Consider the following 7,562-nt stretch of genomic DNA (forward strand, 5'->3'; position numbering starts at 1 on the left):
CTGGTGCGCATGGTGCTCGATCTGACCGCGTCCTCCGTCGACCTGACCCGCGCGATCTGCGACGTGCCGAGCGTGTCGGGGGCGGAGAAGCCGCTCGCGGACCTCATCGAGTCCGCGGTCCGCGCCTTCCCGCATCTCGAGGTGATCCGCCACGGGAACACCGTCGTCGCACGCACCGACCTCGGTCGCGCGCAGCGGGTGGTCATCGCCGGTCACATCGACACCGTCCCCATCAACGGCAACGTTCCCACCCGCGACGCCGAGGTCGACGGGGTCCCTGTCCTGTGGGGGAGGGGGACCGTGGACATGAAGGCCGGCGTCGCCGTGCAGCTCAAGCTCGCGGCGGAGCTGTCCGCGCCCGCCGTCGACGTGACCTGGATGTGGTACGACAACGAGGAGGTCGAGGCCTCCCGCAACGGGCTCGCCCTCCTGGCGGCGAGCCGGCCGGACCTGTTCGCCGCGGACTTCGCCATCCTCGGCGAGCCCAGTGACGGCGAGGTCGAGGGCGGCTGCAACGGGACGCTGCGTGCGATCGTGCGCACGAGCGGCGTGCGCGCGCACAGCGCGCGGGCGTGGATCGGCGAGAACGCGATCCACGCGGCCGCGCCGATCCTCGCGCGACTCGCCGAGTACCGTCCGCGGGAGGTCGGGGTCGAGGGGCTCGTGTACCGGGAAGGGCTCAACGCCGTGCGCATCACGGGCGGCGTGGCCGGCAACGTCATCCCCGACGCCTGCGAGGTGGAGGTGAACTACCGGTTCGCGCCCAGCAAGACGGCCGCCGAGGCCGAAGCGCACGTGCGGGCGGTGTTCGCCGGGTTCCCCGTGGAGATCACCGACTCCTCCGAGGGCGCCCGCCCGGGCCTCGACGCCCCGATCGCGCAGCGGTTCGTCGCCGCGGTCGGCGCCGTCCCGCGCCCGAAGTACGGCTGGACCGACGTCGCGAGGTTCTCCGCGCTGGGGATCCCGGCCGTGAACTACGGCCCGGGGGACCCGCACCTCGCGCACCATGACGAGGAGCGCGTGCCGCTCGCGCAGATCGTCGCCGTGGAGGAGGGGCTGCGCGCCTGGCTCGGGGGATCCGGGGCGTGAGCGCCGCCGCGCCCTCCGCGCGCGTTCCGGCACGGACCTGGTCGCGCGCCGTGCTGCGGATGAGCCCGGCCCTCACGGTCGCGCTGGTGTACCTGGCGGCCCGGGTGGTGACGACCGGGATGCTGGCGGTGGCCGCCGGGCTCTCCGGTCCCGGGTCGCGGTTCGGCCCCGACGCGGGGATCGGCAGCTTCGTGCTGGCATGGGATGCGCAGTGGTACTGGTGGGTCGCCGAGAACGGGTACCCGAGCGAGCTCCCGCTCACCGAGGGCGGCCAGGTCGCGGAGAACGCGTGGGCGTTCATGCCCCTGTACCCGATGCTCGCCAAGGTCGTGGGGTTCCCGCTGGGGTCCTGGGGCGCCGGCGCCCTCGTCGTCTCGCTCGTCGCCGGATACCTCGCCTGTCTCGTCCTCTACCGGGTCCTCGCCGGGAAGGTCGGGCGGCGTGCCGCGATGTGGTCCGTCGCGCTCTGCGCGGCCGGGCCGCTCGGCGCGCTCTTCCAGGTCGGCTACGCGGAGGCGCTGTTCCTCCTCTTCCTGATGCTGGGGATCGACGGGCTCATCCGGCGACGATACGTCCGCCTGTACGCGCTCATCCCGCTCATGGGCTTCACGCGCCCCGGCGTGCTCGCCTTCGCCCTGCTGCTGGGGCTCGTGCTCGTCCTGCGATGGGTGCGCCGGAAGGATGATCCGCTCTACACCCGGGAGTTCGTCCACATCCTGGCTCTCGGGGCCCTCGCCACGGTGGTGGGCTTCTCCTGGCAGTTCATCGCGGGCATCGTGACCGGGGATCCGGGGGCCTACCTCGCCACGGAGCTGGCGTGGCGACGGAACTGGGTGGAGGGCGGTGCCGCCGGCTTCTTCCCGTTCGAGGGCTGGGTCACGGCCGCGCCGCTGTGGTTCGGGATCTGGGGCCTTCCCGGCTGGCTCGGTCTCGTCGCGCTCGTGCTGCTGGTCGCCGGTGCGGCGCTTCTCCTTCTCCGGGATCCGCGGGTCCGCCGGCTCGGCCCGGTGATCCGCCTGTGGAGCGCGAGCTACCTGCTGTATCTCCTGGCGGTGTTCTTCCCCCAGTCGAGCACGCTCCGGCTGCTGTTCCCCCTCACACCGCTGTGGGGCGCGCTCGCCGTGGGCCGTTCCCGGGGCTTCCGGATCGGCGCCGTCGTGGTGGGCCTCGTGCTGCAGTGGGCATGGATCTACAACGTCTACGCCCTCGGCGACACCTTCTGGCGGGTGCCCTAGGGGGTCATCGAGCCTCCTCTGCTCCGGGCGACCCGATAGACTTGTCTCCTAGACCACCGAGGAAAGGGAGCACCGCGATGGCAGCGATGAAGCCGAGGACCGGAGACGGACCCATGGAGGCCGTGAAGGAGGGGCGCCTCATCATCGTTCGGGTTCCGCTCGAAGGCGGCGGACGTCTGGTCGTCTCCGTCAACGACGCCGAGGCGAAGGAGCTTCACGACGTGCTGAGCGCCGTCGTCGATGCGGCGTGACGACGCGTCCGGCCTCCCACACAGAACCCCGCGTTCCCGTTTCGGGACGCGGGGTTCTCGTGTCGTCGCCCGTGCTCCGTGTTCGTACTCAGTCGCGGTCGGCCACGCTGACGAGCTGGAGGAGCCCCTCGCCCGTGGCGGACAGCGCGGCGAGCACCGCCGGGGACTGCTGCGTCTCCTGGATCAGCGATCGATAGGCCGTCGTGACGGCATCGCGCTGGACGGGGTCCGCCACGCGCCCTCCGCTGAGCACGCGCGGAACCAGGACCACACCGCCCTCGCGGACCAGGCGCAGTCCGTGCGCGACGTACTCGATGACGTTCTCCGGGTCGGCGTCGACCAGGACCACGTCGTATGCCGCCTCGTTCATGCGCGGGAGCACATCCGACGCCCTCCCGGCGATGAACCGGGCGCGCGTCGGAGCGATGCGGGCGTCCTGGAAGGCCGACCGTGCCGCCGCCAGATGCTCGGGCTCGTTGTCGATCGAGGTCAGCACCGCGTTCGGGGCTCCGCGCAGCAGCCACAGACCGGAGACGCCGGCACCGGTGCCGATCTCGACGATCGAGCGTGCGGCGACCGTCGCGGCGAGCACGGCGCACTCGGCGCCGACCGCTGCGCTGATGGGCGCGGCGCCGAGCTCGCGGGCATGCGCCCGCGCCCGGGCGATGGCGTCCGGTTCGACGATGGCCTCGCGTACGAAGCGCGCGTTCGCGTCCTGCTCGCTCATGTTCCTCTCCGACCCGCCGTGGCGCGGGTGATCCGCGGTACCACGGCCTCCTCCAGGGTAGGGGCACGTCGTGCGTCGCGCGGGCAGGCGCGGCGGTAGCCTGGTCACATGTTCTTCGGCATCACCTTCGAGAAGCTCCTGCTGATCGGCGTGATCGCCGCGCTTCTCGTCGGCCCCGAGCGCCTTCCGCGATACGCCGAGGCGCTCGCGCGGTTCACGCGACGGGCGGGGGAGTACGTCCGCGGCGCGAAGGACCGCATGCGCGAGGAGGTCGGGCCGGAGATCGACGAGCTCGACTGGCGCAAGCTCGATCCGCGTCAGTACGATCCGCGCCGCATCATCCGCGATGCCCTGTTGGACACGACCCCGTCGTCCGGTGCCAGGACGACCACCGCCGCGACGTCTGCGGCAGCGGGTGCGGGAGTCGCGGGCGCGGCGGCTGCGGGGGCATCGGCGGCGAGCACGGGTGCGAAGCCGTCCGCCCCGCGCCAGTTCAGCGCGGACGATCCGCCTCCCTACGACCGCGAGGCCACCTGATCCGGCGCGCGGCCCCCTGACCCCGCCCGCGTGGGATCAGGCGTTCGCGCGAGGTCAGGCGGGGAGGGGCGCTGCGCGCCTGATCTGCCGTGTTCGCCTGATGCGGCGAGTGCGGACGCGGTGCGCGGGGAGCGCGTCACGTCCCCGGAGTGAAGGGCAGGGAGCGCCCTGACAGTCCGCGGCCCCGCCGATCCACCGCGTCCGCGAGCCGCTGCAGAGCCTGCGCCGCCGGGTCCGACGGATCGGACAGCACGATCGGCGTCCCGGCGTCGCCACCCGTCCGCAGCGCCGTGCTCAGCGGCACGGACGCCAGCAGGTCCACGGTCTCGTCCGGGGTCGACAGCGCCGCCGCGACGGCTGCGCCGCCGCCGGATCCGAACAGGTCGAGCACCGTCCCGTCCGGGAGAGTGAGGGCCGCCATGTTCTCGACGACGCCGATGAGACGCTGGCCGGTCTGGCGCGCGACGAGCCCGCTGCGGATCGCGACGTCCGCGGCCGCCTCCTGCGGGGTGGTGACGACGAGCACCTCCGCGTGGGGAAGGAGCTGGCCGAGCGAGATGGCGATGTCGCCGGTGCCGGGCGGCATGTCGATGAGGAGGACGTCGAGGTCGCCGAAGAAGACGTCGGTGAGGAACTGCTGGACCGTCCGGTGCAGCATCGGCCCGCGCCACGCGACCACCGACTCGCCGTCGCGCAGGAACATCCCGATCGAGATGGCCTTCACGTCGTAGGCCACCGGCGGCAGCATGAGGTCGTCGATCCTCGTGGGCTGCGGGGCCCTGCCGTCCTGGACCATGCCCAGAAGACCCGGGATGGAGAAGCCGTGCACGTCCGCGTCGATGAGCCCCACGCGACGACCCCGCGCCGCCAGGGCGACGGCGAGGTTCGCCGTGACGGACGACTTGCCCACGCCGCCCTTGCCGCTGGTGACCGCGATCACCCGAGTGAGCGAGTCGGGGCCGAACGCCATCTGCCTCGCGGGTCGTCCGCCGCGCAGCCGCTCGGTCAGCGCCCGCCGCTCGTCCGGCGTCATCACGCCGACGTCCACCCTCACGGCGTCGATGCCGGCCACGCCCAGGGCCGCGGCATGCACCTCCCGCTCGATCCGGTTCGCGGCCGGGCACCCCACGATCGTCAGCGCGATGCCGACGCGGGCCTCGGTCCCCTCGACGGAGATGTCGCGCACCATGTCCAGCTCGGCCAGCGGTCGACGCAGCTCAGGATCCACGACGGCGCCGACCGCGCGACGGACGTCCTCGGCGCTCGCGGCGGTCACGGACGCTGCTCCGCCGCCGGCTCCGGCTCGTCATCGCGCAGTTCCGCGAGGAGCGCGCGCAGCTCGTGCCGCAGCACGTCGCGGGTGACGGGCTGGGCGGTGCGCTCCTCCAGAGCCATCCGCAGGGCGACGATCTCGCGGGCGAGGTACTCGGTGTCCGCGAGGTTGCGCTCCGCCCGCTGACGGTCCTGCTCGATCTGCACCCGGTCGCGGTCGTCCTGGCGGTTCTGCACGAGCAGGATCAGCGGCGCCGCGTACGAGGCCTGCAGCGAGAGCATCAGCGTCAGCGCCGTGAAGCCGTTCGCGGCGGAGTCGAAGCGCCAGGACTCCGGCACGAGCGTGTTCCAGGCGAGCCACGCCGCGCAGAAGAGCGTCAGCAGCACGAGGAACATCGGCGTGCCCATCGCCCGCGCGACCCACTCGGTGAACCGGCCGAAGCGATCGCGCGAGACCTGGGGGCGGGAACGCACCGCGCCGCGGCGGGGCGCGTCGAGCCCCGCCGACGACGACTGCCGCGCCATCATCCGGCCACTCCCTTGGCCGGTGCGGACGGTTCATCCGCGGCGTCCTGCGAGCGCCAGTCCTCGGGCAGGAGGTAGTCCAGGACGTCGTCGACGCTCACGGCGCCGACGAGCCGGTGCGCCTGATCGACGACCGGCAGCGAGACGAGGTCGTAGCTGGCGAGCATGCGCGCGACCTCCGCGGCCGACGCCGTGACCGGGACCGGTTCGAGGGTGTCGTCGACGATCGCGCCGAGCCGCTCGTGCGGGGGATACCGCAGCATCCGCTGGAAGTGCACGACGCCGAGGAGCCGGCCGGTCGGGGTCTCGAACGGGGGCAGCGTCAGGAACACGGCGGCCGCGAGCGCGGGATGCAGCTCGTGGCGGCGGATGAGCGCCAGCGCCTCGGCGACGGTCGCGTCGGCGGAGAGGATGATGGGCTCGGGTGTCATGAGACCGCCGGCCGTGTCGGGACTGTAGCGCAGGAGCATGCGGACGTCCTCGGCCTCTTCGGGCTCCATCAGCTCCAGCAGGTGCTCGAGGCGCCCCTTCGGGAGCTGCGCCAGCAGGTCCGCGGCGTCGTCCGGCTCCATCTGGTCCAGGATGTCGGCGGCGCGCTCGTCGCCGAGCCGGTCGAGGATCGTCATCTGCTCGTCCTCCGGCATCTCCTCGAGCGCGTCGGCCAGCCGCTCGTCCGGCAGTTCCTCCGCCACCTCGATGCGGCGCTGCTGCGGAAGGTCGAGCAGCGTGTTGGCGAGGTCGGCCGGGCGCAGCTCCGAGAAGGTGGCGACGAGCTGCTCGGCGGACTGCGATTCCCCGGGGCGGAGCTGCTCGCGCACCTCGTTCCACGCTGCGAAGGTCGTGGGCCCCTTGGCGAACGGTGACGCGCTCGTCTTGGGCTTGCGGAGGAAGAGCTGGCCGATGGACCACTCGCCGAGGCGGTTCGGCTCGATCGCGACGTCCTCGATGGCGGCGGTGCCGCTCCCGTCGGCGAAGTCGACACGGCGTCCCAGCAGCTCGGCCATGACCCGGACCTCGCCGTTTCGCGGTTTGAACCGGCGTACGTTCATCAGACCGGTGGTGATGACCTGCCCCGTGCTGATCGACGTGACGCGTCCGATCGAGAGGAAGACCTGGCGTCGCCCGGGGATCTCGCAGACGAGCCCGATCACGCGCGGGGCTGCCGTACTTCGATACACGACGACGACGTCACGGACCTTGCCGAGCCGGTCGCCGGCGGGGTCGAACACGGCGCACCCGGCCAGGCGCGCGACGAAAACCCGCTGTGTGCTCATGGGTTCCAGCGTACTGTCCCGGGTATCGGCGGACGCCCGTCGTTTCCGCGCAGGACCGGGATGTTCACCCGCGGGGCACCGCTCGCGGGAACCTCATGAGAACGGCGTGGAAGAATGGCGGGATGAGCATGCTGAACCGCCCTGCCGGCGCCGCCGAGGTCGGCGAGACCGTCGCCTCCGTGCGCGAGTACGAGGCCGCCCAGAAGCTCGTGTCCAAGCTCATCGCCGCGGAGGTCCCGGCCCGAGACATCGCGATCGTGGGGATGGGCGTGCGCACGATCGAGCGGGTCACCGGCCGGCTCGGCTATGCCAACGCCGCGCGCTCGGGTGCCATCAACGGCGTGCTGATCGGCCTCTTCCTCTCCGCGATCTTCGTCCTGGGCAACCCCGTCGCCCCGATCCAGGCCTTCGTCGGCGTGCTGTTCGTCGGCGTGGCGATGGGCATGATCCTCAGCCTCGTCACCTACGCGATCGTCCGTCGCCGCCGCGACTACGCGAGCGTCATGCAGCTCGCCGCCGATCACTACGAGGTCACCGTGCAGGCAGGCTCGCTGGCCAAGGCGCGCAAGGCCCTCGGCGCAGGGGCGCCCGCGCCCCGCCCTGCGCCGGTCGTCACGGACGAGCCGCCGCGGTACGGGGAACGCGTCGCCCC

9 protein-coding genes are annotated in these 7,562 nt (G+C 72.5%); 5 read left to right on the top strand and 4 right to left on the bottom strand.

All coding sequences use genetic code 11. From position 1 onward, the window contains the following. Positions 1-9: 9 nt before the first annotated feature. The 3 genes from dapE (at position 10) to MR1_RS19560 (ending at position 2,575) form a co-directional block, all read left to right on the top strand. On the top strand, positions 10-1,089 hold the full coding sequence (gene dapE, locus MR1_RS17865) for a succinyl-diaminopimelate desuccinylase (RefSeq protein WP_067250248.1): 1,080 nt from the start codon (positions 10-12) through the stop codon (positions 1,087-1,089). Next, positions 1,086-2,324 carry a hypothetical protein gene (locus MR1_RS17870; protein ID WP_306304937.1) on the top strand — a complete coding sequence of 413 codons (1,239 nt, stop codon included), beginning with the start codon at positions 1,086-1,088 and terminating at the stop codon, positions 2,322-2,324. Before dapE ends, MR1_RS17870 begins: the two co-directional genes overlap by 4 nt. A gap of 77 nt (positions 2,325-2,401) precedes the next feature. Next, positions 2,402-2,575, top strand: coding sequence for a DUF3117 domain-containing protein (locus MR1_RS19560; protein WP_084344892.1), 174 nt, complete (start codon positions 2,402-2,404; stop codon positions 2,573-2,575). Between the two features lie 88 nt (positions 2,576-2,663). On the opposite strand, the gene MR1_RS17875 is transcribed toward MR1_RS19560, so the two are convergent. Further along, positions 2,664-3,302, bottom strand: coding sequence for an O-methyltransferase (locus MR1_RS17875; RefSeq protein WP_067250231.1), 639 nt, complete (start codon positions 3,300-3,302; stop codon positions 2,664-2,666). 108 nt (positions 3,303-3,410) lie between these two features. Here MR1_RS17875 and MR1_RS17880 point away from each other — a divergent pair, with 108 nt between their 5' ends. Then, positions 3,411-3,839 (top strand): Sec-independent protein translocase family protein, encoded by a 429-nt coding sequence (locus MR1_RS17880; protein WP_067250234.1) that lies wholly within the window; start codon positions 3,411-3,413, stop codon positions 3,837-3,839. A gap of 136 nt (positions 3,840-3,975) precedes the next feature. Here the strand turns inward: MR1_RS17880 and MR1_RS17885 are convergent, their stop codons facing one another. From MR1_RS17885 to MR1_RS17895, 3 genes are read right to left on the bottom strand one after another with little or no spacing between them, the layout of a single operon-like run. Continuing rightward, positions 3,976-5,115, bottom strand: coding sequence for an Mrp/NBP35 family ATP-binding protein (locus MR1_RS17885; RefSeq protein ID WP_067250239.1), 1,140 nt, complete (start codon positions 5,113-5,115; stop codon positions 3,976-3,978). Next, positions 5,112-5,636 carry a DUF1003 domain-containing protein gene (locus MR1_RS17890; protein WP_067250251.1) on the bottom strand — a complete coding sequence of 175 codons (525 nt, stop codon included), beginning with the start codon at positions 5,634-5,636 and terminating at the stop codon, positions 5,112-5,114. The genes MR1_RS17885 and MR1_RS17890 overlap by 4 nt, the downstream gene beginning before the upstream one ends. Next, entirely contained in the window at positions 5,636-6,910 is a 1,275-nt protein-coding gene (locus MR1_RS17895) for a magnesium transporter MgtE N-terminal domain-containing protein (protein ID WP_067250242.1), read from the bottom strand. Before MR1_RS17895 ends, MR1_RS17890 begins: the two co-directional genes overlap by 1 nt. A 122-nt stretch (positions 6,911-7,032) precedes the next feature. Here MR1_RS17895 and MR1_RS17900 point away from each other — a divergent pair. Next, positions 7,033-7,562 (top strand): general stress protein (locus tag MR1_RS17900; protein ID WP_067250245.1); only part of this gene is annotated, 530 nt, incomplete at its 3' end.

It is taken from the genome of Microbacterium resistens NBRC 103078 (assembly GCF_001552355.1).
GTDB classification, from domain to species: domain Bacteria; phylum Actinomycetota; class Actinomycetes; order Actinomycetales; family Microbacteriaceae; genus Microbacterium; species Microbacterium resistens.

Excerpts from the sequence above, each read along its gene's own strand:
- MR1_RS17895 (WP_067250242.1), bottom strand. The coding sequence starts at position 6,910 with ATGAGCACACAGCGGGTTTTCGTCGCGCGCCTGGCCGGGTGCGCCGTG.
- MR1_RS19560 (WP_084344892.1), top strand. The coding sequence starts at position 2,402 with ATGGCAGCGATGAAGCCGAGGACCGGAGACGGACCCATGGAGGCCGTG.
- MR1_RS17890 (WP_067250251.1), bottom strand. The coding sequence starts at position 5,636 with ATGGCGCGGCAGTCGTCGTCGGCGGGGCTCGACGCGCCCCGCCGCGGC.
- dapE (WP_067250248.1), top strand. The coding sequence starts at position 10 with ATGGTGCTCGATCTGACCGCGTCCTCCGTCGACCTGACCCGCGCGATC.
- MR1_RS17875 (WP_067250231.1), bottom strand. The coding sequence starts at position 3,302 with ATGAGCGAGCAGGACGCGAACGCGCGCTTCGTACGCGAGGCCATCGTC.
- MR1_RS17880 (WP_067250234.1), top strand. The coding sequence starts at position 3,411 with ATGTTCTTCGGCATCACCTTCGAGAAGCTCCTGCTGATCGGCGTGATC.